General features: G+C 60.3%; 22 protein-coding genes. 7 read left to right on the forward strand and 15 right to left on the reverse strand.

Features of this window, described 5'->3' with window-relative positions; all coding sequences use genetic code 11:
• Positions 1-147 precede the first annotated feature (147 nt).
• The gene (emhR, locus tag AB4Z35_RS00005; RefSeq protein ID WP_007986303.1) at positions 148-780 is read right to left on the reverse strand and encodes an efflux system transcriptional repressor EmhR; all 633 of its coding nucleotides are present in this window, start codon (positions 778-780) and stop codon (positions 148-150) included.
• A 277-nt stretch (positions 781-1057) separates the two neighbouring features.
• Here emhR and AB4Z35_RS00010 point away from each other — a divergent pair, with 277 nt between their 5' ends.
• The 4 genes from AB4Z35_RS00010 to AB4Z35_RS00025 all read left to right on the forward strand — a co-directional run bounded on the left by AB4Z35_RS00010 (position 1058) and on the right by AB4Z35_RS00025 (position 8539).
• Complete coding sequence (locus AB4Z35_RS00010; RefSeq protein ID WP_442095611.1) at positions 1058-2215, forward strand: efflux RND transporter periplasmic adaptor subunit; 1158 nt, start codon at positions 1058-1060, stop codon at positions 2213-2215.
• A gap of 3 nt (positions 2216-2218) precedes the next feature.
• On the forward strand, positions 2219-5380 hold the full coding sequence (gene emhB / locus AB4Z35_RS00015; RefSeq protein WP_007996084.1) for an efflux RND transporter permease subunit EmhB: 3162 nt from the start codon (positions 2219-2221) through the stop codon (positions 5378-5380).
• The gene (emhC, locus tag AB4Z35_RS00020; protein WP_442095612.1) at positions 5380-6840 is read left to right on the forward strand and encodes an efflux RND transporter outer membrane subunit EmhC; all 1461 of its coding nucleotides are present in this window, start codon (positions 5380-5382) and stop codon (positions 6838-6840) included. Before emhB ends, emhC begins: the two co-directional genes overlap by 1 nt.
• A 439-nt stretch (positions 6841-7279) precedes the next feature.
• On the forward strand, positions 7280-8539 hold the full coding sequence (locus AB4Z35_RS00025) for an OprD family porin (RefSeq protein WP_442095613.1): 1260 nt from the start codon (positions 7280-7282) through the stop codon (positions 8537-8539).
• A gap of 121 nt (positions 8540-8660) precedes the next feature.
• On the opposite strand, the gene pcaC is transcribed toward AB4Z35_RS00025, so the two are convergent.
• The 11 genes from pcaC to pcaR all read right to left on the reverse strand — a co-directional run bounded on the left by pcaC (position 8661) and on the right by pcaR (position 19507).
• The gene (pcaC, locus tag AB4Z35_RS00030) at positions 8661-9053 is read right to left on the reverse strand and encodes a 4-carboxymuconolactone decarboxylase (protein ID WP_007986313.1); all 393 of its coding nucleotides are present in this window, start codon (positions 9051-9053) and stop codon (positions 8661-8663) included.
• A gap of 10 nt (positions 9054-9063) precedes the next feature.
• On the reverse strand, positions 9064-9855 hold the full coding sequence (gene pcaD, locus AB4Z35_RS00035; RefSeq protein ID WP_442095614.1) for a 3-oxoadipate enol-lactonase: 792 nt from the start codon (positions 9853-9855) through the stop codon (positions 9064-9066).
• Between the two features lie 12 nt (positions 9856-9867).
• Positions 9868-11232, reverse strand: a complete 1365-nt coding sequence (locus AB4Z35_RS00040; RefSeq protein ID WP_442095615.1) for a 3-carboxy-cis,cis-muconate cycloisomerase — start codon at positions 11230-11232, stop codon at positions 9868-9870.
• Between the two features lie 45 nt (positions 11233-11277).
• Entirely contained in the window at positions 11278-12582 is a 1305-nt protein-coding gene (locus AB4Z35_RS00045) for an MFS family transporter (protein ID WP_442095616.1), read from the reverse strand.
• A gap of 194 nt (positions 12583-12776) precedes the next feature.
• Positions 12777-13343, reverse strand: coding sequence for a protocatechuate 3,4-dioxygenase subunit alpha (pcaG, locus tag AB4Z35_RS00050; RefSeq protein ID WP_442095617.1), 567 nt, complete (start codon positions 13341-13343; stop codon positions 12777-12779).
• A 1-nt stretch (position 13344) separates the two neighbouring features.
• Entirely contained in the window at positions 13345-14049 is a 705-nt protein-coding gene (gene pcaH / locus AB4Z35_RS00055; RefSeq protein ID WP_442095618.1) for a protocatechuate 3,4-dioxygenase subunit beta, read from the reverse strand.
• 36 nt (positions 14050-14085) lie between these two features.
• Complete coding sequence (gene pcaF / locus AB4Z35_RS00060) at positions 14086-15291, reverse strand: 3-oxoadipyl-CoA thiolase (protein WP_442095902.1); 1206 nt, start codon at positions 15289-15291, stop codon at positions 14086-14088.
• Positions 15288-16067 carry a CoA-transferase subunit beta gene (locus AB4Z35_RS00065; RefSeq protein WP_277535285.1) on the reverse strand — a complete coding sequence of 260 codons (780 nt, stop codon included), beginning with the start codon at positions 16065-16067 and terminating at the stop codon, positions 15288-15290. Before AB4Z35_RS00065 ends, pcaF begins: the two co-directional genes overlap by 4 nt.
• Positions 16067-16924 (reverse strand): CoA transferase subunit A, encoded by an 858-nt coding sequence (locus AB4Z35_RS00070; RefSeq protein WP_007986329.1) that lies wholly within the window; start codon positions 16922-16924, stop codon positions 16067-16069. The genes AB4Z35_RS00065 and AB4Z35_RS00070 overlap by 1 nt, the downstream gene beginning before the upstream one ends.
• A 269-nt stretch (positions 16925-17193) precedes the next feature.
• On the reverse strand, positions 17194-18540 hold the full coding sequence (locus AB4Z35_RS00075) for an MFS transporter (RefSeq protein WP_442095619.1): 1347 nt from the start codon (positions 18538-18540) through the stop codon (positions 17194-17196).
• A 124-nt stretch (positions 18541-18664) separates the two neighbouring features.
• On the reverse strand, positions 18665-19507 hold the full coding sequence (pcaR, locus tag AB4Z35_RS00080) for a pca regulon transcriptional regulator PcaR (protein WP_007986334.1): 843 nt from the start codon (positions 19505-19507) through the stop codon (positions 18665-18667).
• Between the two features lie 690 nt (positions 19508-20197).
• On the opposite strand from pcaR, the gene AB4Z35_RS00085 reads away from it, so the two are divergent.
• Together AB4Z35_RS00085 and AB4Z35_RS00090 are read left to right on the forward strand one after the other, a co-directional pair.
• Positions 20198-20398 carry a hypothetical protein gene (locus tag AB4Z35_RS00085; RefSeq protein ID WP_007986337.1) on the forward strand — a complete coding sequence of 67 codons (201 nt, stop codon included), beginning with the start codon at positions 20198-20200 and terminating at the stop codon, positions 20396-20398.
• A gap of 376 nt (positions 20399-20774) precedes the next feature.
• Complete coding sequence (locus AB4Z35_RS00090; RefSeq protein ID WP_442095620.1) at positions 20775-22250, forward strand: inorganic phosphate transporter; 1476 nt, start codon at positions 20775-20777, stop codon at positions 22248-22250.
• A 270-nt stretch (positions 22251-22520) separates the two neighbouring features.
• On the opposite strand, the gene ccoM is transcribed toward AB4Z35_RS00090, so the two are convergent.
• The 3 genes from ccoM to AB4Z35_RS00105 all read right to left on the reverse strand — a co-directional run bounded on the left by ccoM (position 22521) and on the right by AB4Z35_RS00105 (position 23378).
• On the reverse strand, positions 22521-22631 hold the full coding sequence (ccoM, locus tag AB4Z35_RS00095) for a cytochrome c oxidase subunit CcoM (RefSeq protein ID WP_007998356.1): 111 nt from the start codon (positions 22629-22631) through the stop codon (positions 22521-22523).
• 144 nt (positions 22632-22775) lie between these two features.
• Positions 22776-22937 carry a hypothetical protein gene (locus tag AB4Z35_RS00100; protein WP_007998358.1) on the reverse strand — a complete coding sequence of 54 codons (162 nt, stop codon included), beginning with the start codon at positions 22935-22937 and terminating at the stop codon, positions 22776-22778.
• Between the two features lie 99 nt (positions 22938-23036).
• Positions 23037-23378 carry a hypothetical protein gene (locus tag AB4Z35_RS00105; RefSeq protein WP_007998360.1) on the reverse strand — a complete coding sequence of 114 codons (342 nt, stop codon included), beginning with the start codon at positions 23376-23378 and terminating at the stop codon, positions 23037-23039.
• 217 nt (positions 23379-23595) lie between these two features.
• Here AB4Z35_RS00105 and rapA point away from each other — a divergent pair, with 217 nt between their 5' ends.
• Entirely contained in the window at positions 23596-26442 is a 2847-nt protein-coding gene (rapA, locus tag AB4Z35_RS00110; RefSeq protein WP_442095621.1) for an RNA polymerase-associated protein RapA, read from the forward strand.
• Positions 26443-26554 lie beyond the last annotated feature (112 nt).

The following is a 26554-nucleotide window of genomic DNA, read 5'->3' on the forward strand; positions in this document are numbered from 1 at the left end:
ACTCACGACTGCTATGCAGCCGAACGCAGCCTCGCGGGCTCGGCAGCTGCTACAGATCGCATTAGCGCTTAACTGACTGGCATTACGCCATTACGGCACATCAAGTGACAAAAGAGTCCATACACGGAGCCAATTAAGCATTTTGTTTCATTTGCGCAGGCTGGGGCTCAAGCGCAGCATGTCCAAACCGGTATCGACCCAGCGCTCGGCTTCGGTGTGCAATTCAAAACCGTCGGGGGCCAGCAACCACTGGTAGAGGATGCCATCAATATAAGCATGCAAGCTGATGGCGGCGCGGGCGGTGTCGAGGTTTTCCGGCAACTGGCCGCGATTCACGGCATTGCTCAGGGCCAGGCCGATCCGCACATTGCATTCGAGGCTGGCTGACACGCGCTGTTGGCGCAGGTCGCACATTTCATCGGTGAATTCGCACTTATGAAACAAAATCTCATTAATGCGCCGGGTTTTCGGGTCCAGCGCAATTTGATGAAACAAATGAATCAGAAGCTTGCGCATGCAGCCCAGGGGATCGAGCTCGTCTTCGCTTTCGCTGGCCTTGGCCATTTCTTCCAGCGGCTCATGCAAGGTGTCGAGCATGGCCTGCACCAGATCCGCCTTGTTGCTGAAATGCCAGTAAATGGCCCCACGAGTGACGCCAGCCAGGGTGGCGATGTCCGCCAGGGTCGTACGCGCCACGCCTCGCTCGTAAAAGGCCTTTTCGGCCGCCACGAGAATTTGCGCGCGGGTTTCCTGAGCTTCCTCTTTGGTACGACGGACCATGACAGTACAACCTCAATCAGGGTGCTTCAGCGATGTCTGAATATCAGCTGAATAAAAGTGGGGCGAACGTTCTTGGGGTTCGTCCCCGGCCTAGAATTCCAACCTTTCAACGGCTTGTGAAACGGCTTGTGTAACGACGTTGATACGCAGCCTGGGTATTTACAAACAGCCATGTATGTAAGTATATTCCTTAGCAAGCTACTTATCCACTCGGCAAACATTTTTCAACCTTCCACCCTTCTAGTGCGCTTCTTGCGCGCCTGACCCGAGGATTTTCATGCAATTCAAGCCAGCTGTTACCGCTCTGGTCGCCGCCGTCGCCCTGGCATCGCTACTCAGCGGATGCAAAAAGGAAGAGGCAGCACCGGCCGCCCCACCACCTCAGGTCGGCGTCGTGACTCTGCAACCGCAAGCTTTCACCCTGACGTCCGATCTGCCAGGTCGTACCAGTGCGTTCCGCATTGCCGAAGTTCGCCCGCAGGTGAACGGCATTATTCTCAAACGTCAGTTCAAGGAAGGCAGCGACGTCAAGGCCGGCCAGCAGCTGTACCAGATCGATCCGTCGGTCTATGAAGCGACGTTGAAAAGCGCCGAAGCCAACCTGCGTTCGACCAAGTCGATTTCCGACCGCTACAAGCAACTGGTCGACGAACAAGCCGTAAGCCGTCAGGAATACGACACTGCCGTGGCCAATCGCCTGCAATCGGAAGCGGCGCTGCAGACCGCCCAGATCAACGTGCGATACACCAAGGTCTACGCCCCGTTGACCGGCCGCATCGGCCGCTCCTCGGTGACTGAAGGCGCGCTGGTCAGCAATGCCCAGGTCGACGCGATGGCGGTGATTCAGCAAATCGACCCGATCTACGTCGACGTGACGCAGTCCTCGGTCGAGCTGTTGCAACTGCGCCGTGAGCTGGAAAGCGGTCGCCTGCAAAAGGCTGGCGATAACACGGCATCGGTCAAACTGACCCTCGAAGACGGCAGCGAGTACAAGCTGGACGGCAAGCTGGAGTTCTCCGAAGTCTCGGTTGACCAGACCACCGGCTCCGTCACCTTGCGCGCCATTTTCCCGAACCCTGATCACACCCTTCTGCCAGGCATGTTCGTGCACGCCAAGTTGCTGGCCGGCGTGAACAGCGCGGCGATCCTGGCCCCGCAGCAAGGCGTGACCCGCGACCTCAAGGGTACCCCGACCGCACTGGTTGTCGGCCCGGACAACAAGGTCGAACTGCGTCAACTCAAGGCCAACCGCACCGTCGGCAATCAATGGCTGATCGAAGACGGCCTGAAGGCCGGCGATCGCCTGATCACCGAAGGCCTGCAATTCGTCAAACCCGGCATCGAAGTCAAAGCCAGTGAGGCGACCAATGTAGCCGCAAAGAACCCGGCCCCCGTGAAGACAGCTGAACAGGCTTCCAACGGCAAAGGGGAGTAAACCATGTCGAAATTCTTTATCGACCGTCCGATTTTCGCCTGGGTAATTGCCCTGGTGATCATGCTGGTCGGGGCACTATCGATCCTCAAACTGCCGATCAACCAGTACCCGAGCATTGCGCCTCCAGCGATCGCCATCTCCGTGGCTTACCCGGGCGCGTCTGCGCAAACCGTGCAGGACACCGTGGTGCAAGTGATCGAGCAACAGCTCAACGGTATCGACAACCTGCGTTATGTCTCGTCGGAAAGTAACTCCGACGGCACCATGACCATTACGGCGACCTTCGAGCAAGGCACCAACTCCGATACCGCGCAGGTTCAGGTCCAGAACAAGCTGAACCTGGCCACCCCGCTGCTGCCGCAGGAAGTGCAGCAGCAAGGTATCCGTGTCACCAAGGCCGTGAAGAACTTCCTGTTGGTGATCGGCGTGGTGTCGCGTGACGGCAGCATGACCAAGGACGACCTGTCCAACTACATCGTGTCGAACATGCAGGACCCGATCTCGCGGACCGCCGGTGTCGGCGACTTCCAGGTGTTCGGTTCCCAGTACGCCATGCGGATCTGGCTTGACCCGGCCAAGTTGAACAAATTCAACCTGACCCCGATCGACGCCAAAACCGCCATCGCTGCTCAGAACGTCCAGGTGTCGTCCGGCCAGCTCGGCGGCCTGCCGGCCCTGCCCGGCACCCAGTTGAACGCGACGATCATTGGCAAGACCCGTCTGCAGACCGCAGAGCAATTCGACAAGATCCTGCTCAAGGTCAACAAGGATGGCTCCCAGGTACGCTTGAAAGATGTCGCCGACATCGGTTTGGGGGGTGAGAACTACAGCATCAATGCCCAGTTCAACGGTGCACCGGCATCCGGCCTGGCCGTGAAACTGGCCACCGGTGCCAACGCCCTCGACACCGCCAAGGCCCTGCGCGCGACCATCGACAACCTCAAGCCGTTCTTCCCCCAAGGGATGGAAGTGGTATTCCCGTATGACACCACCCCGGTGGTGACCGAATCGATCAAGGGCGTGGTTCACACCCTGGTCGAAGCGGTCGCGCTGGTGTTCCTGGTGATGTTCCTGTTCCTGCAGAACTTCCGCGCCACCATCATCACCACGATGACCGTGCCGGTGGTATTGCTCGGTACATTCGGGATCCTCGCGGCAGCCGGTTTCAGCATCAACACCCTGACCATGTTCGGTATGGTGCTGGCCATCGGCTTGCTGGTGGACGACGCCATCGTCGTGGTGGAAAACGTCGAACGGGTGATGAGCGAAGAAGGCCTGTCACCGAAGGAAGCCACCAAGAAATCCATGGGCCAGATCCAGGGAGCACTGGTGGGTATTGCCCTGGTGCTGTCGGCGGTTCTGCTGCCAATGGCGTTCTTCAGCGGTTCCACCGGCGTGATCTACAAGCAGTTCTCGATCACCATCGTTTCGGCCATGGCCCTGTCGGTACTGGTTGCACTGATCTTTACCCCGGCGCTCTGCGCGACCATGCTCAAGGCGATTCCGAAAGGCGAGCATGGCACGCCGAAACGCGGCTTCTTCGGCTGGTTCAACCGCAACTTCGACCGAGGCGTACGCAGCTACGAGCGCGGCGTGGGCAACATGCTCGCGCAAAAGGCCCCGTACCTGCTGGCCTACCTGATCATCATCGTCGGCATGATCTGGCTGTTCACCCGCATTCCAACGGCGTTCCTGCCCGAAGAAGACCAGGGTGTACTGTTCGCCCAGGTGCAGACCCCGGCCGGCTCCAGTGCCCAGCGCACCCAGGTGGTCGTGGACGAGATGCGTGAATTCCTGCTGCGTCCGGGCAAGGATGGCGGTGAAGGCGATGCGGTGAACTCGGTGTTTACCGTGACCGGCTTCAACTTCGCCGGCCGTGGTCAGAGTTCGGGTATGGCGTTCATCATGCTCAGACCGTGGGACGAGCGTAACGCCGACAACAACGTGTTCAAGGTGGCGGCTCGTGCCCAACAGCACTTCTTCACCTTCCGCGATGCCATGGTGTTCGCCTTCGCACCACCGGCGGTACTGGAGCTGGGTAACGCCACCGGTTTCGACGTGTTCCTGCAGGACCGCGCCGGTATCGGCCACGACAAGCTGATGCAAGCGCGAAACCAGTTCCTCGGCATGGCCGCGCAAAGCAAGATTCTGACTCAGGTGCGTCCTAACGGCCTGAATGACGAACCGCAATACCAGCTGGAAATCGATGACGAGAAGGCCAGTGCCCTGGGCATTACCATCGCCGACATCAACAACACGCTGTCGATTGCCCTGGGCAGTAGCTACGTCAACGACTTCATCGACCGCGGTCGCGTGAAGAAGGTTTACGTGCAAGGCCAGCCAGGCGCTCGAATGAGCCCTGAAGACCTGCAGAAGTGGTACGTGCGCAACAGCGTCGGCACCATGGTTCCGTTCTCGGCGTTCGCCAAGGGCGAGTGGATTTACGGTTCGCCGAAACTGGCTCGCTACAATGGCGTGGAAGCGATGGAAATCCTCGGTGCCCCGGCACCGGGTTACTCCACCGGTGAAGCCATGCTCGAAGTCGAAGCCATTGCCAGGAAACTGCCGGCGGGTGTCGGTATTTCCTGGACCGGCCTGTCGTACGAGGAGCGTCTGTCCGGTTCGCAAGCGCCGGCGCTGTACGCGCTGTCGCTGCTGATGGTGTTCCTGTGTCTGGCGGCGTTGTATGAGAGCTGGTCGATTCCGATCGCGGTGATGTTGGTGGTACCGCTGGGGATCATCGGCGCATTGATGGCCACCAGCCTGCGCGGTTTGTCCAACGACGTGTACTTCCAGGTAGGTCTGTTGACGACCATCGGTCTGGCGGCGAAAAACGCCATTCTGATTGTCGAATTTGCAAAGGAACTGCACGAACAAGGGCGTAGCCTGCGCGATGCGGCAATTGAAGCCAGCCGCATGCGTCTGCGACCAATCATCATGACCTCGCTCGCCTTCGTCCTCGGTGTGGTACCACTGGCGATATCCACCGGCGCAGGTTCCGGTAGCCAGCATGCAATCGGTACCGGCGTGATTGGCGGTATGATCACGGCCACTGTGCTGGCGATCTTCTGGGTCCCGCTGTTCTTCGTCACCGTGTCGTCCATTGGCCAGCGCAAAATCGCCGACCAGGACGCTGCCATTGAACCTTCTAAAGAGGCTGGCTAATGAGCAAGTCGCTACTCTCCCTGGCAGTCGCCGCCTTTGTGCTCGGTGGCTGCTCGCTGATACCAGATTATCAGCAGCCCGAAGCACCGGTGGCTGGGCAGTACCCGCAGGGCCTGGCGTACTCGCCGGCCCAGGCACCGGCGCAAGCTGCCGCCGAGCAGGGCTGGAAGCAGTTTTTCCATGACCCGGCGCTGCAACAGCTGATCCAGGTTGCCCTGGAAAACAACCGTGACCTGCGTGTCGCGGCCCTGAACATCGACGCGTTTGCGGCTCAGTACCGCATCTCCCGTGCCGATCTGTTCCCGGCTGTCTCGGCCAATGGCACCGGGAGCCGTCAGCGCGTTCCGGCTAATGCTTCGCAAACCGGCGAAGCCGGCATCACCAGCTCCTACTCGGCCACGGTCGGGGTCAGCGCCTATGAACTCGACCTGTTCGGTCGCATTCGCAGCCTGAACGAAGAAGCGTTGCAGAAGTACTTCGCCACCGAAGAAGGCCGTCGCAGCACCCAGATCAGCCTGGTGGCCAGCGTGGCCAATGCCTACCTGACCTGGCAGGCCGACAAGGAACTGTACAAGCTGACCCAGGATACTCTCGCGACCTTCGAGGAGAGCTACAAGCTCACCGCCCGCAGCAACGAAGTCGGCGTCGCCTCGGCCCTGGACCTGGCACAGTCGCGCACCTCGGTGGAAAACGCCCGTGCGCAACTGGCCAAGTACACCCGTCAGGTCGCTCAGGATGAGAACAGCCTGGTGCTGCTGCTCGGCACTGGAGTCCCGGCCAATCTGCAAGCGGCCAAACCACTTGACGACGACTTGCTGAGCGACGTTCCTCCCGGCCTGCCATCGGACCTGCTGCATCGTCGTCCGGACATCCTTCAAGCCGAGTACAACCTGAAGGCCGCCAACGCCAACATCGGCGCAGCGCGGGCTGCGTTCTTCCCGAGCATCAGCCTCACGGCCAATGCCGGCACCCTGAGCCCGGACCTGTCCGGTCTGTTCAAGGGTGGTTCGGGCACCTGGCTGTTCCAGCCGCAGATCAACCTGCCTATCTTCAACGCCGGCGCCCTGAGCGCCAGCCTGGATTACTCGAAAATCCAGAAAGACATCAGCGTGGCGAACTACGAGAAGTCCATTCAAACGGCCTTCCAGGAAGTTGCCGACGGCCTGGCCGCCCGCCAGACCTACGTCCAGCAGTTGCAGGCACAGAAAGATTTCGTCAGTGCCAACCAGATGTACTACGGCCTTGCCGAGCGTCGTTACCGCATCGGTGTCGACAGCAACCTGACCTTCCTCGATGCCCAGCGTCAGCTGTTCAGTGCGCAACAAGTGTTGATCACCGACCGTTTGGCGCAGCTGGTCAGCCAGGTCAACCTGTACAAGGCCCTGGGTGGTGGCTGGAACGAACAGACGGCGCAGAACGAGCCGTTGAAAGAAGAAGCGCCGAAGATGAAATACTTCTGATAGCACTGTGAAGACACGAAGCCCACCGATTGGTGGGCTTTTTGTTGTTTGCGGGAAAAGATGCGTTGTCCGTCATGGCCCCATCGCGAGCAAGCTCGCTCCCACAGTGGACTTACAGCGTGCATAAGATTTTTGCCAAACCCGGCCCTCCTGTGGGAGCGAGCTTGCTCGCGATGAGGCCCGCACAGGCCACACAAAATCCGGCTACATGTTACGTTCGATAATCGCCCAAAACCCGCTTTCAGCAATTGAACCATCCAGTACATTCCCCGCACCATCCGAACCACAAAACCAATAACAACAGGTTCGACACCATGTCCCCGCGCCCTGCCCTCTCCGGCTGATCCGCTTCGCTATTGATGATTTCAAATATTCGTCTGCAACCCCGGGTTGCGGCATCACCCCGTTTCATCCCCAAGAATTAGAGAGACCCGAGCCCATGACGCCTTCTCCCGCGCAGTACTTCGTTCCCGGCCTGATCGCTATTGCCCTGACCAGCGCGGCCCTGCCCGCCAGCGCCGAGGAATCGGGTTTTGTCGAAGGGGCCAAGGTCAACCTGAACCTGCGCAACTTCTACATCAACCGCAACTTCACCAACCCGACCAAGGCTCAGGGCAAGGCTGAAGAGTGGACGCAAAGTTTCATTCTCGATGCCAAATCCGGCTTTACCCAAGGCACCGTCGGGTTCGGCATGGATGTGCTCGGTTTGTATTCGGTGAAGCTCGACGGCGGCAAAGGCACCGGCGGGACACAACTGCTGCCGCTGGATCATGACGGCCGCCCTGCAGACAACTTCGGCCGCACCAACGTGGCGTTCAAGGCCAAGCTGTCGCAGACCGAGGTGAAGGTTGGCGAATGGATGCCGGTGCTGCCAATCCTGCGCTCTGACGACGGTCGTTCGTTGCCGCAAACCTTCCGTGGTGGCCAGATCACGTCGAAGGAAATCAATGGCCTGACGCTCTATGGCGGCCAGTTCCGCCAGAACAGCCCGCGCGACGACAGCAGCATGGGCGACATGTCGATGACCGGCAAAGCCGCGTTCACCTCTGACCGTTTCAACTTCGAGGGCGGCGAGTACGTGTTCAACGACAAACGCACCCAGGTCGGTCTGTGGAATGCCGAGCTCAAGGACATCTACAGCCAGCAATTCATCAATCTGATCCACAGCCAGCCGCTTGGCGACTGGACCCTGGGCGCCAACCTGGGGTTCTTCTACGGCAAGGATGACGGCAGCGCCCGGGCCGGCGAGCTGGACAACAAAACCATGTACGGTTTGTTCTCGGCCAAACACGGCGGCAACACGTTCTACGTCGGCCTGCAAAAACTCACCGGCGACAACGCCTGGATGCGGGTCAACGGCACCAGCGGTGGCACCCTGGCCAACGACAGCTACAACTCCAGCTACGACAATGCCCGGGAAAAGTCCTGGCAGGTACGCCACGACTACAACTTCGTCGCCCTCGGCGTACCGGGCCTGACCCTGATGAACCGCTATATCAGCGGCGATAATGTGCACACCGGCAGCATCACCGATGGCAAGGAATGGGGGCGTGAAAGTGAACTGGGCTACACCGTGCAGAGCGGTGCGCTGAAAGACCTGAACCTGAAATGGCGCAACTCGACCATACGCCGCGACTACAGCAACAACGAGTTCGACGAGAACCGGTTGATCATCAGCTATCCGATCAGTTTGCTGTAAATACAAAACAAATGTGGGAGCGAGCTTGCTCGCGATGAGGCCATAACATTCAACATCTGCATTGACTGTTACACCGCAATCGCGAGCAAGCTCGCTCCCACAGGTAGTACGGCGTTACCGCTTACTCCCGCGACTCAACCCCCAACTCATCCCAAACCGACTCGGCCAGGTGGAACGTTGCATTGGCCGCCGGAATCCCGCAGTAAATCGCACTCTGCATGATCACTTCCTTGATCTCGCCACGGCTGACACCGTTGTTGGCGGCAGCGCGCAGGTGCAACTTGAGTTCTTCGTTGCGGTTCATGCCGATCAGCATGGCAATGGTGATCAAGCTGCGGGTGTGGCGTGGCAGACCCGGGCGCGTCCAGATGTCACCCCAGGCGTGGCGAGTGATCATCTCCTGGAACTCCGAGTTGAACTCGGTCAGGGCATTCAGGCTGCGGTCGACGTGGGCATCGCCGAGGACTGCGCGGCGGACCTTCAGCCCCTCGTCATAACGTTGTTTCTCGTCCACGAAATTCTCCTCAATGAGCCGACAGAAACGCCAGCACGCGCTCGCTGAACGCATTGCCCGCCTGGACGTTGGACAAGTGCGCAGCGTAGAACTCCGCGTACTCGGCGCCTGGCACTTGTTCCTGAATGAAATGCCCACCGGACGGCGGCGTGACCGCATCCTGAGCGCCCGCAATCACCAGCAGCGGCGCCTTGATCGAGGACAACTGATCACGGAAATCGGCATCGCGCACCGCCGCGCAGTTGGCCGCGTAACCTTCGGGCGAAGTGGCCGCGAGCATGTCGGTAATCTGCTTGGCCGCCGCCGGGTTGGCTTCGGAGAAGTCCGGGGTGAACCAGCGGGCAATCGACGCATCGCGCAGGGCAACCATGGCCGCCTGACGATCACGCAGCACCATTTCGATACGCGGGTTCCACACCGACGGATCGCCGATTTTCGCCGCCGTGTTGCACACGATCAGCTTGTTCAGGCGTTCGCCGGCATTGATCCCCAGCCACTGGCCAATCAGCCCGCCCATGGACAAACCGCAGAAATGCGCACGCTCGATGTGCAAGGCATCCAGCAAGGCGAGTACGTCGTGGCCCAGCTGCTCGATACTGTAAGGCCCCGGCGTCACCAGCGACTGGCCGTGACCACGGGTGTCGAAGCGCAACACGCGAAAATGCTCGGAGAACGCCGGGATTTGCGCGTCCCACATGTGCAGGTTCGTGCCCAGGGAGTTGGACAGCACCAGTACCGGCGCATCGACCGGTCCATCGAGTTGGTAATGCAGTTCGCCCTCGGCGAGTTGTACAAAAGCCACAGCAAGTCTCCTTCAGGCAGTCAATGCAGAATGTTCAGCCACCGCCCGCTCGACCCAGGTATGGGCTTGGCCGAGGTAATGGGCAGGGTCCAGCAAATGATCGAGTTCAGCCGCCGACAGTTCGGCGGTCACTTGCGGTTCGTCGCCGAGGACCGCGCGCAGATGACGCTGCTCGGCCACGGCGCGTTTGCAGCATTGTTCGAGTAGATGGTGTGCGGTATCGCGACCGACCCGTTGGGCGAGGACGATGCTCACCGCTTCGGCGAGTACCAGGCCCTGGGTCAGATCGAGGTTGCGCGCCATGCGTCCGGCATCCACTTCCAGTCCCTGGGCGATCAATATCGCTTGCTGCAGACTGCCCGACACCAGGCAGCAAATTTCCGGCAGGGTTTCCCATTCGGCATGCCACAGGCCGAGGCTGCGCTCGTGTTCCTGAGGCATGGCGCTGAACAGCGTCGAGAGCAAACCGGGTACACGCGTTGCCGCGCCGATCAACACCGCCGCGCCCACCGGATTGCGTTTGTGCGGCATGGTCGAAGAACCGCCCTTGCCCGGCGCCGAGGGCTCGAACACTTCGCCGGCCTCGGTTTGCATCAGCAGGCTGATGTCGCGACCGAGTTTGCCGAGACTGCCGGCGATCAGGCCGAGCACGGCCCCGAACTCCACCACGCGATCGCGTTGGGTATGCCACGGCTGCTCAGGCAAGGCCAGTTGCAGTTCTTCTGCCAGCGCCCGGGCAATTGGCATGGCCTGTTCACCAAGGGCCGCGAGGGTTCCGGACGCACCGCCGAATTGCAGCACCAGCAGGCGCGGCTTGAGTTCGGTCAAGCGTTGACGACTGCGCGTCACCGCCCCCAGCCAACCGGCGATTTTCATGCCGAGGGTGACCGGCGTCGCATGCTGCAACCAGGTGCGTCCGGCCAATGGCGTGGTCGCGTATCGCCGGGCCTGGGACGCGAGGGTCTGCCCCAGTTGTGCCAGGTCGCTTTCGATCAGTTCCAGTGCGTGGCGCAGTTGCAGCACCAGGCCACTGTCCATCACGTCCTGGCTGGTCGCGCCCAGATGCACATAGCGTTCGGCTTCGGCATCGGTGGCCGCGATCTGTTTGCCCAGCGCCTTGACCAACGGAATCGCCGAGTTACCCGCCGTGGCAATCGCCTCGCCCAACGCCGCAAAGTCGTAAAGCCCGGCGCGGCAAGCCGCTTCAATCGGCGCGACAGCACTCGATGGAATCAACCCGACCCGCGCTTCGGCCCGGGCCAGTGCCGCTTCGAAATCGAGCATGGCCTGGACCCGGGCCTGATCACAGAACACGTCACGCATATCGCGGGCAGTGAAATAGGCATCGAACAATTGATTGCCCGGTCGCTGGTTCATAAACAGTTCCTGAAGGCGCGGGCCTTTGCGGCCCGCGCATGAAGATCAAAGGTCGTGATGCAGATACGCGGCCTGTTTCGGCAGACGCAGGCTGAACAGGAAGGCCACCGCCATCATCACCGTAACGTACCAGTAGAAGGAGTTTTCCATGCCCACGGCCTTGAGGCTCAGGGCCACATATTCCGCCGAGCCACCGAAAATCGCATTCGCCACGGCGTATGCCAGGCCAACGCCCAGGGCACGCACTTCCGGTGGGAACATCTCGGCTTTTACCAAACCGCTGATCGAGGTGTAGAAACTGACAATCGCCAGCGCTACGGTAATCAACACAAAAGCCAGGAACGGACTGCTGACACTTTTCAGGCTCAACAGGATCGGCACGGTGAACAGCGTACCGAGGGCGCCGAACCAGAGCATCGAGTTACGCCGGCCGATCTTGTCGGCGAGCATGCCGAAAACCGGTTGCATGCACATATAGAGGAACAGCGCGCCGGTCATGATGTAGCTGGCGGTCTTGGCCGGCATGCCGGCGGTGTTCACCAGGTACTTCTGCATGTACGTGGTGAAGGTGTAGAAAATCAGCGAGCCACCGGCGGTGTAACCGAGCACGGTGATGAACGCGGCTTTATGGTCGCGAAACAGGGCGCTGATGCTGCCGGCGTCCTTGTTTTCGCGCATTTCCTTGCTGGAAGTTTCTTTCAGCGAACGACGCAGATACAGCGAAACCAGCGCCGCCATGGCCCCCGCCACGAACGGTATCCGCCAGCCGTAGGCACGCAGGTCATCTTCGGTGAGGAACTGTTGCAGGATCACCACCAGCAATACCGCGAGCAACTGGCCGCCAATCAGGGTCACGTACTGGAACGAAGCGAAGAACCCACGCTGCCCCTTGAGCGCCACTTCGCTCATGTAGGTCGCGGTAGTGCCGTACTCACCGCCCACCGACAAGCCTTGCAGCAAACGGGCGAACAGCAGCAGGACCGGTGCCCAGACCCCAATGCTGTTGTAGGTCGGCAGGCAGGCGATAAGCAACGAGCCGAAGCACATCATCAGAATCGAGATCAACATCGAATTCTTGCGCCCGTGCCTGTCCGCCACCCGACCGAAAATCCAGCCGCCAATCGGCCGCATCAGGAACCCGGCGGCGAACACACCGGCGGTGTTGACCAGTTGCACCGTGGGGTTATCGGACGGAAAAAACGCCGGGGCGAAATAGATCGCACTGAAGGCGTAGACGTAGAAGTCGAACCATTCGACCAGGTTGCCGGACGAGGCACCGACAATGGCGAAGATCCGCTTGCTGCGTTCTTCGCCCGTATAAAGAGCTATAGGAGCTGTGGGTGTTGTCATTGTTTTTTCACTCAATGGGGACAGTGAGAGTCTAGACACACTTTGCAACAATCCCGTTCCACAGATGCATTGGCGAACACATATCCCTGTGGGAGCGAGCTTGCTCGCGAAGGCGTCGGCACATCCAGTATCAATGTTGCCTGACACACCGCGATCGCGAGCAAGCTCGCTCCCACAGGTGTAGCGGTGTTCACTCAATAATCGAAGAACACCGTCTCGGCATCGGTGCCTTGCAGAATCACATTCCACTGATAAACACCCGACGCATCCTGCCTGGCGATCAACGTGCCGCGACGATCAACTGGCACACACTCCAGCAGCGGATCGTTCACGTTGGCCGCCTCGCCATCAAAGTAAATCCGCGTCAGCAAATGCTTCACCAGGCCACGGGCAAACACCAGTACCACCAGATGCGGTGCCTGGGTCGTGCCTTTGAGCCCCTCAACCGTACCCGGTTTGATGGTGGTGAAACGAAAACGCCCTTCGGCGTCCACCGGCACCCGGCCAAAGCCTTCGAAGTTCGGGTCCAGGGGTTTGTCCTGGTCGTCTTCCGGGTGGTCGTATTTGCCGGCGGCGTTGGCCTGCCAGACTTCCAGCATCGCGTCATTGACGATGTCGCCATTGCCGTCGACCACTTGGCCGGTGATCGCCACGCGCTCGCCCAGGGTTTGTTCGACGGTCAGGTTTTCGCGGTTCAGCCAGGTCAGGCCGATGTGGTAGTACGGCCCGACGGTGTGGGACGTGGTCGCAGTCAGCGTCATCTTATTTCTCCATCGGCGTGGCGTCGCGGCCGCGCAAAACGATGTCCCAGCGATAACCGAGGGCATAGGAAGGGACGGTTTTTTCCAGATCGAACGTGGCGATCAAACGCTCCTTGGCGCTGGTATCGGGCACGCAGTTGTAGATCGGGTCGTACGCCAGCAACGGGTCGCCAGGGAAATACATCTGCGTCACCAGGCGCGTCAGGATGCTCGGGCCGAACAGCGAGAAATGGATGTGCGCCGGGCGCCACGCGTTGTGGTGGTTGCCCCACGGATAGGCGCCGGGCTTGATGGTCTGGAACTGATACCAGCCATCGGCGTCGGTCACGGTGCGGCCGGTACCGGTGAAGTTCGGGTCCAGCGGTGCGTCGTGCAGATCGCGGGCATGGGCGTAGCGACCGGCGGCGTTGGCCTGCCAGATCTCCACCAGAATCCCCGGCACCGGCAGACCGTTTTCATCCAGTACACGGCCGTGAATGATGATGCGCTCACCCTGTGGCTGCCCCTCGTGCTGGGCGGTCAGGTCGTTGTCTTTCTCGTTGACCCGCTCGGCGCCGATGGTCGGCCCGGTGATTTCCGACAACGAATGCGGCAGGAACACCAATGGCTTGGACGGCGAGCGCAGGTTGGTGGATTGATAGGTCGGGTGCAGGTATTGCGGCTGAGTGCCCGCCTGCGGGCGGCGGTATCCAGGCTTGTCAGTCATTACACTTTCCTCAGTTCTTGTTAGCCGACAGGACGCTCAAACGCGCTCGATCGCCAAGGCCAGACCCTGGCCAACGCCGACGCACATGGTCGCCAAGCCTTTCTTGCCGCCGTTTTTTTCCAGCTGATGCAACGCAGTCAACACCAGTCGCGCGCCAGTCATGCCCAACGGATGGCCCAAGGCAATCGCGCCACCGTTCGGGTTGACCTGGGCCGCGTCGTCCGCGATCCCCAGTTCACGCAGCACCGCCAGGCCTTGGCTGGCGAAGGCTTCGTTGAGTTCAATCACATCGAAATCGCTGACTGCCACGCCGAGGCGCTCGGTCAGTTTACGCACCGCCGGCACCGGGCCAATGCCCATCACCCGCGGCGCAACACCGGCGCTGGCCATGCCCAGCACTTTGGCGCGGGCGGTCAGGCCATGTTTCTTCACCGCTTCGGCCGAGGCCAGGATCAACGCTGCTGCACCGTCGTTTACACCCGAGGCATTACCGGCGGTGACGGTTTTATCGGGGCCATTGACCGGTTTGAGTTTGGTCAGGGCTTCCAGGGTGGTGTCGGCGCGAGGATGTTCGTCCTGGCTGACCACGGTTTCGCCCTTCTTGTGGGCAATGCGCACTTCGACGATTTCTTCGGCGAAGAACCCGGTGGCTTGTGCGGCAGCCGTGCGTTGCTGACTGCGCAAGGCAAAGGCGTCCTGATCGGCGCGGGAGACCTGGTAATCGTCGGCCACGTTGTCACCGGTCTGCGGCATCGCGTCCACACCGTACCGGGCTTTCATCAACGGGTTAATGAAGCGCCAGCCGATGGTGGTGTCTTCGAGCTTCATGTTGCGCGAGAACGCAGCGTCGGCCTTGCCCATCACGAACGGCGCACGGGACATCGACTCGACGCCACCGGCAATCGCCAGCTCCATCTCGCCGCTGGCGATGGCACGAAACGCGGTGCCGATGGCATCCATGCCCGAAGCGCAGAGGCGGTTAAGGGTCACGCCGGGAATGGTTTCCGGCAGGCCCGCCAGCAGCAGCGCCATGCGCGCTACGTTGCGGTTGTCTTCCCCGGCCTGGTTGGCGCAGCCGAGGAACACTTCGTCCACCGCGTTCCAGTCCACCGACGGGTTACGCTCCATCAAGGCCTTGATCGGCACGGCAGCCAGATCGTCGGCACGTACCGTCGACAGACCACCGCCGAAACGGCCGATGGGGGTGCGAATCGCATCGCAGATATAAACGTCACGCATCAGGCTTCTCCAGGGGCTTGGCCGTGGGCGGCGGCGGTACGGGCTTCCAGATCACGCAGCGCGGTCAGCTCGACTTCGGTCGGCTCGGCGGTGGTTGCAACGCTGTCGGCAAAGCGAATCGGCCAACCGGTGGCGGCGACCACTTGCTCCCGGGTCACGCCCGGGTGCAGCGCGGTGACCACGAACTCGTGGGTGCCCTCTTCCGGCTCCATGGTGCACAGGTCAGTGATGATGCCGACGGGACCGGCGCCCGGCAGACCGAGACGCTTGCGCGAATCACCGCCCTCGCCATGGCCGACGGACGTAATGAAATCGAGTTTGTCGACAAACGAACGCGCCGATTGCTTGAGGATGATCAGCACGCTCTTGGCCGAACCGGCAATTTCCGGCGCGCCACCGGCACCCGGCAGACGCACTTTCGGTGCGTGGTAATCGCCGACTACGGTGGTGTTGATGTTGCCGAAACGGTCCACTTGCGCAGCACCGAGAAAACCAACGTCAATGCGCCCGCCCTGCAGCCAGTAGCGGAAAATCTCGCCGGTCGGGACCACGGTGTCGGCGGTTTCCGCCAGCTCACCGTCACCGATCGACAGCGGCAGTACGCTTGGCTTGGCACCGATCGGACCCGATTCATAGATCAGGACCACATCCGGCGAGGACGTCAGGCGCGCCAGGTTGGCCGCTTTCGACGGCAGGCCGATGCCGACGAAGCACACTGAACCGTTCTTCAAGCGGCGGGCGGCGGCGACGGTCATCATTTCATTGGTGGTGTAAGTCATTACTTCGCCTCCGAAGCGGCGGCCAGTTTGGCCTGGAACTCGCTGAAGTCAGCGCTGCCGTGGATGTATTCGTTGATCCACGCGGTGAAGGTTTCACGGTCGCGGGCAATCGGGTCCCAGGCCTGGTAGAAGCGGTTGTCGCGCTCGTTGTAGCCGTGGGCGTAGGACGGATGCGCGCCGCCAGGCACGTGGCAAACCGCGCTCAAGGCCCAGGTTGGCAGTACACAGGAGTTCATCGGTGCATTGAGGTCGTCGACGATTTCCTCAACGGTGACGATGCAGCGCTTGGCGGCCAGCGCGGCTTCTTTCTGCACGCCGAGAATGCCCCACAGCAGCACATTGCCTTTGCGGTCGGCTTTCTGCGCGTGAATCACGGTAATGTCCGGGCGTACCGAAGGCACGGCGGCCAGCACCTCGCCAGTGAATGGGCAGGTGACGGATTTGATCAGCGGGTTGACCTTCGGCAAGTCGGAACCGGCGTAGGCACGCAGTACTGCGAATGGCAGGCCGGAGGCGCCGGCGACGTAGGCATTGGCCAGGTCGGCGTGGCTGTGCTCTTCGATCTCCAGCGCATGCGGCCACTGTTTCTCCACCGCGTCACGCAGGCGATGCAGGGAGCCGACACCCGGGTTGCCGCCCCAGGAAAAAATCAGCTTGCGGGCACAACCGGCACCGATCAACTGGTCGTAGATCAGGTCAGGCGTCATCCGCACCAGCGTCAGATCTTTCTTGCCCTGACGAATGATTTCATGACCCGCCGCCGTAGGGATCAGGTGGGTAAAGCCTTCGAGCGCGACGGTATCGCCGTCGTTTACGAATTTCTTCACCGCGTCGTGCAGCGAAAGGATTTCAGCCATGGGGCAGGCTCCCGTTTGTTGTTAACCGACAGTGGAAGAAGGCGCCGATGCGCAGCGCCGGAATGACTGAAGGTTAAGCCTGTGCAAAACGCCAAACAATCCGATAATCGACTAACCGTTCGATAATCGAACATATTGTTGCTCGACTAACAATGCAGATCAAAAGCTTCGCGAGCAAGCCCGCTCCCACAGGTGACCGCGTATCCCTGTGGGAGCGGGCTTGCCCGCGAATGGGTCCTCAAACCAACACGAGACTCCGGATCAGGCTGTCATGTCGCATCCGCATGACTGACCATGCCCTTGATCACCACCGCTGTTGTTGCCAAAGCCGCCGGGATCACCAGCGCCGTCAGCACTTGCTCGAAGTTCCAGCCCAGCCCCAACAGCGTCGCGCCCATCCAGGCACCGAGGATGGCGCCGAAGCGGCCGATGCCGAGCATCCACGACACCCCGGTGGCCCGCCCTTGAGTTGGATAAAATCGCGCCGCTAGCGACGGCATCGCCGATTGCGCACCGTTGACGCACATCCCGGCCACCAGCACCAGAGTCGCCAGCAGCGCGATGTTGCCCAGGCTCTGCCCTACCGCGTAGGCAAACACCCCGGCCAGCAGGTAGAAAATGCCGATGACTTTGTGCGGATTGAACCGATCCATCGCCCAGCCCACGCCCACCGCACTCAGCACGCCACCAAACTGGAACAGCGCGCCAATGAAGGCTGCCTGCTCCATGCTCGCGCCACTGTCACGCATCAGCGTCGGCAGCCAGCTGGTCAGCAGATAAACGATCACCAGGCCCATGAAATAGGTCAACCACAACAGCAAGGTACCGGCGCTGTAGGTGCCGGAGAAAATCACCGCGAACACATTGCGCGCCTTCACGGTTTTCTGTTCCGGCACGCTGAAGCTGGACGCCTGGGCCACCAGTGTCGGGTCGATGGGTGCCAGGGTCTTGCGCACTTTGTCGGTGCCACGGTTACGGACTACAAGGTATCGCGCCGATTCCGGCAGCCAGAACAACAGGACCACAGCAAGGATCAACGGCAGAATCCCGCCGATCAGCAACAGGCTGTGCCAGCCGAACGCCGGAATCAGCTTGGCCGAAATGAATCCGCCACCAGCCATGCCGAGGTTGAAACCGCAGAACATGCTGGTCACCAGCAGGGACTTTTTGCGCTCCGGGGTGTACTCCGACAGCAGGGTCGTAGCGTTTGGCATACCGGCGCCCAAACCCAGGCCGGTCAGGAAGCGCAACACCAGTAACTGATCGACATTGGTGCTGTAGGCCGAGGCCAGGCTGAAGGCGCCGAACACCAGCACCGCACCGACCAGTACGACTTTTCGGCCGAAGCGGTCAGCCAATGGCCCCGAACCAAGTGCGCCGAACACCATGCCGATCAGCGCCGCGCTCATCACCGGCCCTAGGCTGGCGCGATCGATGCCCCAGTCCTGCGACAACGCCGGCGCGATGAAACCCATGGCCGCGGTATCGAGGCCATCGAGGAAGACAATCAGGAAACACAGGATCACTACCCGCCACTGGTAGCGTGAAATGGGTTGGGCATTGATGAAGGACTGCACGTCGAGGCAGTTTCCTACAGCAGACTGAGGTTGGTTCATTATTTTTATTCCATGGATCACAGTCGAAAAGGAGCCAGCCGGGGCTGACGCAGCAGCGACATTAATGATCCACGGGAAACAGCGTCAATTCGCCAAGCGCGACTCTGTGCGTTTATCGAACACCTTAGGTGAACAGCTGGGTACTGAGGTCGCGGCTGGCACTCAGCAGCCCGGGCAGAAAACGCTGTTCCAGCTCATTGCGACTGACTCGCCCGGCATGGGTGCTGACATTGAGGGCCGCGACCACCTGGCCGGAGGCGTCGTACACCGGAACGGCAATCGAACGCAGCCCTTGCTCAAGTTCCTGGTCGACGATGCACCAGCCTTGCTGTCGCACCTCTTGCAGGCATTCGAGCAATGCCTCGGGGGTGTGAATCGTGCGGCTTGTCTTGGCCTGCAATTCGGCGTGATCGAGGTATTCGCCCAGCGACGTGTCATCCAGCGCGGCCAGCAGAATCCGCCCCATCGACGTGCAATAGGCCGGCAAGCGACCGCCCACCGACAGGTCCACCGAAATCAGCCGCTGCGTGGTCGCGGAGCGGGCGATGTACAGAATGTCATCACCCTCCAGCGTGGCCATGTTGCAGGCCTCGTGCAGTTGCTCGCTCATGCGGTCCAGGTAAGGCTGGGCGGAAACCGCCAGCGGCGTTGATGACACATAGGCATGGCCGAGGGTCAGCACTTTGGGCAGCAGCGAATAGGTGCGGCCGTCGGTGGTGGCGTAGCCGAGTTTGATCAGGGTGTGCAGGCAACGGCGCACGGCGGCGCGGGGAATTTCCGTGCGGTGGCTGATCTGGGCGATGGTCAGGTGCCGTTTGCGCTCCTGAAACGCTTGCACCACGGCCAGGCCACGGGCCAGAGACGTCATGAAATCCGGGTCGCCAGTCAGTGCCTGGATCCGCTTGGCCGGTGAAGCAACGATGGGCGGAGCCACTGAAGCGAAGGAATTGCGCATTTGATCGTTCATATAAGGACCTTTTTCCCACTCGGATCAGCGACTATTACAAGGGGCTAGCGTCTGACGCTCAAGCCCGACCGGCCAACTCTGGGCGATTATCGAACGCTCGACCGATAATCGCAATCCGCCGTGTAAACAGCCAAATCAGCCGATGTGCGGTTTTTCGCCGACTCAGTAACCTATGTTTACATCGTCTCGACCCAAGACTTAATGGCCCAATCTAATTACCGTAACTTGCTCGACTTAATGGCGTCAGAAAGGCATCGCAGCAACGTGGCATCAGTCGACGTTCTAGTTCATCGTAAAGTTTCGAGCAACAAAATGGTCACACACCAAGATCCACTTTTAACTTTTTGGAGATAGTGTTCTTCAAATCGGCCGCTATAATACAATTCAGTAGCGCTTCGGTTTTTTACATACCGAACCCGCTTACCGGGCAAGGCGATGTTTCGTCGCCGTTGCCCATAGCGAGCGCCAGACCTGCATTGCACAGCTTTGCCGGTGCGCTTGCTGAAACAGGAAACTGAAGCTACGACAGCTGTTTATCTCTGGTGCCGTGGCCGCCTGCGACATGGAAGTATTGATCACCCTGTTGCCTAAACAATGCCTTCCGGGCATTGCCCATTCGACGAACGTGATCAATCGATTTGATGCAGCGCGTTTTCACCAGAATTAATCCCAACTCAATCAGGTAGCACTGTGACGAAAGACGAACTGCGCGCGGAGCTAGAGCGCCAGGAACAACGTTACAAGGAAGTTTACGGCGGAGAAGTCACCACTTACGCCGCTCAACCCGAACCCGAACGCAAACCCTGGCGCAAACGCGCCACCGTTCAGGATCAGGTTTTCCAGCAAGAACTTCAAAAAATGGAAAAGGAACTCAAAGCCGAAGAGCCGTGACTGCTTCTGCCTGATCCTTACAAGGGCCTGCCTCTGCACCCGTTAAAAGCGGGATGTATCGATGTTGCCTTGCGCGCCCGCTACGAGCGGGCAGCGGCCATCACCGTCGTCGAATCCGGCAGATTTCCGGTATCTGACCTATTTCTCAGATTTTTCACACAACTTTTCAAGCCCCTCTCAGCGGGCCGTGAAGGTTTTGTGACAGTATATTTTTTCAATAAAATCAATGACTTAAAAAACACAGCAAAACCGTGGGTTTTCAGGTGCTGCGGCAAAAAAAATCGTTGAAGAATGTTACCGACGAGCAGCTAGTGCATTGATTAGCAGTCTTTTCTGGCATAATCGCGCCCCCTTATGACCGGGTCAGAAAACCTTCATGATCGATTTATTCAGCGGACTGGATGCTTGGGTGCTTGTGAGCCTCTTGCTCGCCCTGGCCTTTGTCCTCGCCTTCGAGTTCATCAACGGCTTTCATGACACCGCTAACGCGGTGGCGACCGTTATCTACACCAAGGCCATGCCGCCTCACCTGGCAGTGTTCTTCTCCGGTGTGTTCAACTTCCTCGGCGTGCTGCTGGGCGGGGTCGGCGTGGCGTATGCCATCGTCCACCTGCTGCCGGTAGAACTGCTGATCAATGTGAACACCGGTCACGGACTGGCCATGGTGTTCTCGTTGCTCGCCGCCGCCATCACCTGGAACCTGGGCACCTGGTACTTCGGTATCCCCGCCTCCAGTTCCCACACGCTGATCGGTTCGATCCTCGGTGTCGGCCTGGCCAACGCCCTGATCAACGATATTCCGTTGGCCGACGGGGTGAACTGGCAAAAGGCGATCGATATCGGCATGTCACTGGTGTTCTCGCCAATGGCAGGTTTCCTGATCGCCGCGCTGATCCTGATCGGTCTTAAATGGTGGCGTCCGCTGTCGAAGATGCACAAGACGCCGGAACAGCGCCGCAAGATCGACGACAAGAAACACCCGCCGTTCTGGAATCGCCTGGTACTGGTGATCTCGGCCATGGCCGTGAGTTTCGTGCACGGTTCCAACGATGGCCAGAAAGGTATCGGCCTGATCATGCTGGTCCTGATCGGTATCGTGCCAGCGCAGTTCGTCCTCGACCTGAACAGCACGACCTATCAGATCGAGCGGACTCGCGACGCGACCCTGCACCTGAGCCAGTTCTACCAGCGCAATTCCGAAACCCTGGGCGAATTCCTGGCCCTGGGCAAGAGCGTGGAAGGCGATCTGCCGGAGAAATTCCGTTGCAACCCGCAACAGACCGAACCGACCATTGCCGCCCTGCTCGGCACCCTCAAGGGTGTAGCTGACTACCATTCGCTGTCGGCGGAAAGCCGTATCGAAGTCCGTCGCTATCTGCTCTGCCTGGACGATACAGCGAAGAAAGTCAGCAAGTTGCCAACTCTCGGGGCCCGTGAAAAGGCTGACCTGGACAAGCTGCGCAAGGACCTGACGACAACTACCGAATACGCTCCGTTCTGGGTGATCCTGGCGGTTGCACTGGCCCTGGGCCTGGGCACCATGGTCGGCTGGAAACGCGTGGTACTGACCATTGGCGAGAAGATCGGCAAGCAGGGCATGACCTACTCCCAAGGCATGTCGGCTCAGATCACCACTGCCAGCCTGATCGGCATGGCGAACATCTTCAGCCTGCCGGTTTCCACCACCCACGTGCTTTCCTCGGGCGTGGCGGGCACCATGGTCGCCAACAAGAGCGGCCTGCAAGGCGGCACCGTCAGAACCATCCTGCTGGCCTGGGTATTGACCCTGCCAGCCACCGTGGCCCTGTCGGCCGGGTTGTTCTGGCTGGCCTCGAAGGCACTTGGCAGCTGATAAGCAGCCAAACGAAAAAGGCGCGCTCCGCAAGGATCGCGCCTTTTTTATTGCCATAATTTTCGCCACACCACAAATCATAGTGGGAGCGAGCTTGCTCGCGATAGCGGCCTTGCAGTCAATATAGATGCTGAATGTTATGGCCTCATCGCGAGCAAGCTCGCTCCCACAGGGTTTGCGTGTATCGATAGAGTTTTACAGGCAAAAAAAAGGGCAACCGAAGTTGCCCAAAATGCCTTGCGTGCTCATTACACCCAGAAAGAACCACGGTTATTTCCGCTTCTGCGAATCCTTCCAGATAAAAAGTCCGAACCCTGCAAAAAACACAAACATGAGGCTGACAGTCAGCACTCCGGCGATCACCACGTTGTCGAAAAACATGACGCGTCTCCTGCACCTGGCCTGTTGCGATAGGGCTAAGTTAACCAAACGGGCAGGAGAGAATATTGACCGGGATCAATGTCGCCCGAGACTGGGCAAGAGGAAGGGGAAAGTTTGACCCGCATCAATGAATGCGGGGGGACTTCAGCGCTTTTTCGGTTTGTTTTTCGGCTTTTTCTTTGCCTTGCCCAACGGCATGGCCTGCTCGAACGCCTGGCGGACTTCATTGAGCCGCTTGTCATTGAGGTCATGGATACGCTTGGCGCGTTCAGCGTTGAGGTCAATCAGTTTGTCATCTTGGCTCATGGCGGTCAGTGCATCGCTTGAAATGAATTTCAGCCACCGTAGCGTTCGGCAACCCTGCGCCAATAATGCGGCCTGACGGCCGCGCTGACCAGCCTGCGCTCAAATCTCGATATCGACCCACAGCCCCTGCCGCGGCTGATCTTCCATCAGCGGCGCCACCGGCACGGTGTTGTCGGCATTGAGTTCATCGCCGGGAATCGCCAGGTGCGCCTCGGGGTCATTGTCGGCTTCACGGCGGCGCCGTTCCTGCTCCTGCCTGCGGCGCTGTTCCTCGCGCAGCACTAACCCGTCTTCCTCAGGATTGCGCTTTTGCAGGTCAATGGTGCTTTCACTGGAGCTTTCCTGCACCGGCACCACCGGTGGAATATCCGGACGCTGGCGGATCGGGTCAGTCTGTGAAGTGATCGGCACGGCACTCAAGGGGAGCATCGGTGGCAGCATGGTTTTCGGTCTCCTGTCAGCAGGCTGTCGGCTGCGGGGATGGCGACTTGAGCCATCGGTCGCAAACTGTGACCCAATTGGCACTCATTAGTGCACTGAGCGGCGCGTCATGCACAGGTGGGCTAACGTATGACTGTGAGTTTTTCTGAGAGTCCTTTGGCCCTGAAGCGCTCATTCCGTTAAGATAGCCCGCTTTTTCAGGTGGGAGTCAGGCAGCATGGCGCAGCAGTATCAACCGGGGCAACGCTGGATCAGTGACAGCGAAGCCGAGCTGGGTTTAGGCACCGTTCTGGCACAGGACGGCCGCTTGTTGACCGTGCTCTACCCGGCCACTGGCGACACCCGCCAGTACGCGCTACGGAATGCGCCTCTGACCCGTGTGCGGTTTTCGCCGGGTGACACCATCACTCACTTCGAAGGCTGGAAACTGACCGTACGCGAAGTCGACGACATTGATGGCCTGCTGGTTTACCACGGCCTCAACGGGCAGAGCGAAGTGGTCACCCTGCCGGAAACCCAGCTGTCGAACTTCATCCAGTTCCGCCTGGCCAGCGACCGTCTGTTCGCCGGCCAGATCGATCCACTGGCCTGGTTCTCCCTGCGTTATCACACCCTGGAACACACCAGCCGCCAATTGCAGTCCTCGCTGTGGGGGCTGGGTGGCGTGCGCGCGCAACCGATCGCGCACCAGTTGCACATTGCCCGCGAAGTCGCCGACCGTATCGCGCCACGGGTTCTGCTGGCCGACGAAGTGGGCCTGGGCAAAACCATCGAAGCCGGCCTGGTGATCCATCGCCAATTGCTCTCGGGCCGTGCCAGCCGTGTGCTGATCCTGGTTCCGGAGAACCTGCAGCACCAGTGGCTGGTAGAGATGCGCCGCCGCTTCAACCTGCAGGTCGCGCTGTTCGACGAAGAGCGCTTCATCGAAAGCGATGCCAGCAACCCGTTCGAAGACACCCAACTCGCGCTGGTCGCGCTTGAGTGGCTGGTGGACGACGAGAAAGCCCAGGACGCACTGTTCGCGGCGGGCTGGGACTTGCTGGTGGTCGACGAGGCTCACCACCTGGTGTGGCACGAAGATCAGGTCAGCCCTGAGTACTCGCTGGTCGAGCAACTCGCCGAAACCATTCCTGGCGTGCTGCTGTTGACCGCCACCCCGGAACAACTGGGCCAGGACAGCCACTTCGCGCGTCTGCGCCTGCTCGACCCGAACCGCTTCCACGACCTGCAAGCCTTCCGCGCCGAAAGCGAAAACTATCGCCCGGTGGCTGAAGCCGTTCAGGAGTTGCTGGATCAGGGACGCTTGTCGCCGCAAGCCCACAAGACCATCCACGGTTTCCTCGGCAACGAAGGCGAAGCCCTGCTGGCCGCCGTCAACGATGGCGATACCGAAGCCAGCGCCCGCCTGGTGCGCGAGCTGCTCGACCGTCATGGCACCGGCCGCGTGCTGTTCCGTAACACCCGCGCCGCCGTGCAAGGCTTCCCGGAGCGCAAGCTGCACCCGTACCCGCTGCCGTGCCCGGACGAATACCTTGAGCTGCCGTTGGGCGATCACGCCGAGCTGTACCCGGAAGTCAGTTTCCAGGCCCAACCGGATGCCAGCGAAGAAGAACGCTGGTGGAAGTTCGACCCGCGCGTCGAGTGGCTGATCGACCAGCTGAAAATGCTCAAGCGCACCAAAGTGCTGGTGATCTGCGCCCACGCCGAAACCGCCATGGACCTGGAGGACGCCCTGCGCGTGCGCTCCGGCATCCCGGCCACGGTGTTCCACGAGGGCATGAACATCCTCGAGCGTGACCGCGCCGCCGCCTACTTCGCCGACGAAGAGTTCGGCGCGCAAGTGCTGATTTGCTCGGAAATCGGCAGTGAAGGTCGCAACTTCCAGTTCTCCCATCACCTGGTGCTGTTCGACCTGCCGTCCCACCCGGACCTGCTGGAGCAACGCATCGGTCGTCTGGACCGGATCGGCCAGAAGCACATCATCGAACTGCACGTGCCGTACCTGGAAACCAGCCCGCAAGAGCGTCTGTTCCAGTGGTACCACGAAGCGCTGAACGCGTTCCTCAATACCTGCCCGACCGGCAACGCCCTGCAGCACCAGTTCGGCCCGCGCCTGCTGCCGCTGCTCGAAGAAGCCGACGATGGCGAGTGGCAAGCGCTGATCGACGAAGCCCGCACCGAGCGTGAGCGCCTGGAGGCCGAGCTGCACACCGGCCGTGACCGCTTGCTGGAGCTGAACTCCGGTGGCGCGGGCGAAGGCGATGCGCTGGTGGAAGATATCCTTGAGCAAGACGACCAGTTCGCGCTGCCGATCTACATGGAAACCCTGTTTGACGCCTTTGGCATCGACAGCGAAGACCACTCGGAAAACGCCCTGATCCTCAAGCCGAGCGAAAAAATGCTCGACGCCAGCTTCCCGCTGGGCGACGACGAAGGCGTGACCATCACTTACGACCGTAACCAGGCGCTGTCTCGTGAAGACATGCAGTTCATCACCTGGGAGCACCCGATGGTTCAGGGCGGCATGGATCTGGTGCTATCCGGTTCCATGGGCAACACCGCCGTGGCGCTGATCAAGAACAAGGCACTCAAGCCGGGCACCGTGTTGCTGGAACTGTTGTATGTCAGCGAAGTGGTTGCACCACGCTCACTGCAACTGGGCCGCTACCTGCCGCCGGCTGCCCTGCGCTGCCTGCTCGATACCAACGGCAACGACCTGTCGGCCCGCGTGTCGTTCGAAACCTTGAACGATCAGCTCGAAAGCGTGCCCCGTGCCAGCGCCAACAAGTTCATCCAGGCCCAGCGTGACCAACTGACGCCACGGATCAATGCCGGTGAAGCGAAGATCCTGCCTCGCCACACTGAACGTGTCGCCGAGGCGCAGCGTCGCCTGGCTGCCGATACCGAAGAAGAACTGGCACGTCTGACCGCGCTGCAAGCGGTCAACCCGACCGTACGCGACAGCGAACTGATGGCCCTGCGCGCACAACGCGAGCAAGGCCTGGCCATGCTCGACAAGGCTGCGCTGCGACTGGAAGCGATCCGGGTGCTGGTGGCGGGTTAATCCCCTCCTTTGCCCTGTTAAATAGAAGGCCCGCAGCGATGCGGGCCTTTTTTGTTTATCTGGTTTTTGCAGTGATGCGGATGGCCTCATCGCGAGCAGGCTCGCTCCTACA

It is taken from the genome of Pseudomonas sp. KB_15 (genome assembly GCF_052114525.1).
Taxonomy (GTDB): domain Bacteria; phylum Pseudomonadota; class Gammaproteobacteria; order Pseudomonadales; family Pseudomonadaceae; genus Aquipseudomonas.

Coding starts and splice junctions, on each gene's coding strand:
- emhR (WP_007986303.1), bottom strand. CDS start 780: ATGGTCCGTCGTACCAAAGAGGAAGCTCAGGAAACCCGCGCGCAAATT.
- AB4Z35_RS00010 (WP_442095611.1), top strand. CDS start 1,058: ATGCAATTCAAGCCAGCTGTTACCGCTCTGGTCGCCGCCGTCGCCCTG.
- emhB (WP_007996084.1), top strand. CDS start 2,219: ATGTCGAAATTCTTTATCGACCGTCCGATTTTCGCCTGGGTAATTGCC.
- emhC (WP_442095612.1), top strand. CDS start 5,380: ATGAGCAAGTCGCTACTCTCCCTGGCAGTCGCCGCCTTTGTGCTCGGT.
- AB4Z35_RS00025 (WP_442095613.1), top strand. CDS start 7,280: ATGACGCCTTCTCCCGCGCAGTACTTCGTTCCCGGCCTGATCGCTATT.
- AB4Z35_RS00040 (WP_442095615.1), bottom strand. CDS start 11,232: ATGAACCAGCGACCGGGCAATCAATTGTTCGATGCCTATTTCACTGCC.
- AB4Z35_RS00045 (WP_442095616.1), bottom strand. CDS start 12,582: ATGACAACACCCACAGCTCCTATAGCTCTTTATACGGGCGAAGAACGC.
- pcaG (WP_442095617.1), bottom strand. CDS start 13,343: ATGACGCTGACTGCGACCACGTCCCACACCGTCGGGCCGTACTACCAC.
- pcaH (WP_442095618.1), bottom strand. CDS start 14,049: ATGACTGACAAGCCTGGATACCGCCGCCCGCAGGCGGGCACTCAGCCG.
- AB4Z35_RS00065 (WP_277535285.1), bottom strand. CDS start 16,067: ATGACTTACACCACCAATGAAATGATGACCGTCGCCGCCGCCCGCCGC.
- AB4Z35_RS00070 (WP_007986329.1), bottom strand. CDS start 16,924: ATGGCTGAAATCCTTTCGCTGCACGACGCGGTGAAGAAATTCGTAAAC.
- AB4Z35_RS00075 (WP_442095619.1), bottom strand. CDS start 18,540: ATGAACCAACCTCAGTCTGCTGTAGGAAACTGCCTCGACGTGCAGTCC.
- pcaR (WP_007986334.1), bottom strand. CDS start 19,507: ATGAACGATCAAATGCGCAATTCCTTCGCTTCAGTGGCTCCGCCCATC.
- AB4Z35_RS00090 (WP_442095620.1), top strand. CDS start 20,775: ATGATCGATTTATTCAGCGGACTGGATGCTTGGGTGCTTGTGAGCCTC.
- ccoM (WP_007998356.1), bottom strand. CDS start 22,631: ATGTTTTTCGACAACGTGGTGATCGCCGGAGTGCTGACTGTCAGCCTC.
- AB4Z35_RS00100 (WP_007998358.1), bottom strand. CDS start 22,937: ATGAGCCAAGATGACAAACTGATTGACCTCAACGCTGAACGCGCCAAG.
- AB4Z35_RS00105 (WP_007998360.1), bottom strand. CDS start 23,378: ATGCTGCCACCGATGCTCCCCTTGAGTGCCGTGCCGATCACTTCACAG.
- rapA (WP_442095621.1), top strand. CDS start 23,596: ATGGCGCAGCAGTATCAACCGGGGCAACGCTGGATCAGTGACAGCGAA.